Source organism: Methylobacterium sp. WL6 (assembly GCF_008040095.1).
Lineage (GTDB): Bacteria > Pseudomonadota > Alphaproteobacteria > Rhizobiales > Beijerinckiaceae > Methylobacterium.
The window spans coordinates 1-843 of the sequence record NZ_VRVH01000622.1; the positions used below are offsets into that span (position 1 = coordinate 1).

Below are 843 nucleotides of genomic sequence, written 5' to 3' on the forward strand. Positions count from 1 at the left end.
GCCGAAGCGGGCCGCGGCGGCGAGCGCCTCGAGGCGGCCGGCCTCGCGCGCCCAGTAGCCGACGAGCTGCCCGTCGAGAGTGATCCGCTCCGCCTGCGCCGCCATGCATCCCTCCCCGCAGGCGATGGTGCTCGCCGTCGAACGTCCTCAGCAAAACGCCTAATGCGGCGCGGCGGGTTCCGTCGTCTCCTCGACGATCAGCGCCTCCGCCTCACCCTCGAACCCGCCCGCGCCATCGGGGACCGGGGTGGCGGGCGTGCCGAACGGCGTGCTCGGATAGGCCTGCTCGAACCTTGCGCGCGCGTCGGCGGGGTCCTCGCCCTTGAGCACGATCTGCGGCTTGCCCGGCAGCGGCCAGCGCGGGTCGGCGGGATCGCGGGGACGCACGGCGTACCAGGGCATGGAGGCTCCAAGTCGAGACGGGAGGATCGCGCCTGCCGTGAACGGAAGCCGGTCCGGCGCGGTTCCACGCACGCCGCGCCGCATTGATTCCCGGCGCGCGCCGGTGCAGGTGCGGGCCCCATGCGCGTGGACCTGTTCGATTTCGACCTGCCCGAGGCCAGCATCGCGCTGCGCCCGGCCGAACCGCGCGGCGCCGGGCGCCTGCTCGTCGTGCGCCCCGGCGACGGCCTGACCGATGCCCGCGTCGCCGACCTTCCCGGCCTGCTGCGCCGGGGCGACGCCCTGGTCTTCAACGACACCCGGGTGATCCCGGCGCGCCTTCGCGGCATCCGCACCCGGCCCGGCGCGCCCGGCCAGCGCACGGAGGTGATGCTGCATCTGCGCGAGGCGCCGGACCGCTGGCGCGCCTTCGCCCGGCCGGCCAAGCGCCTGGCGCCGGGC

General features: G+C 76.0%; 2 protein-coding genes. One reads left to right on the top strand and one right to left on the bottom strand.

Translation table 11 applies throughout. The features are described from left to right. Positions 1-159 precede the first annotated feature (159 nt). Positions 160-402 (bottom strand): hypothetical protein, encoded by a 243-nt coding sequence (locus FV230_RS28805; protein WP_147730027.1) that lies wholly within the window; start codon positions 400-402, stop codon positions 160-162. 120 nt (positions 403-522) lie between these two features. Between FV230_RS28805 and FV230_RS28810 the strand changes: the two genes are divergently transcribed. Further along, positions 523-843 (top strand): S-adenosylmethionine:tRNA ribosyltransferase-isomerase (locus FV230_RS28810; protein ID WP_187275669.1); only part of this gene is annotated, 321 nt, incomplete at its 3' end.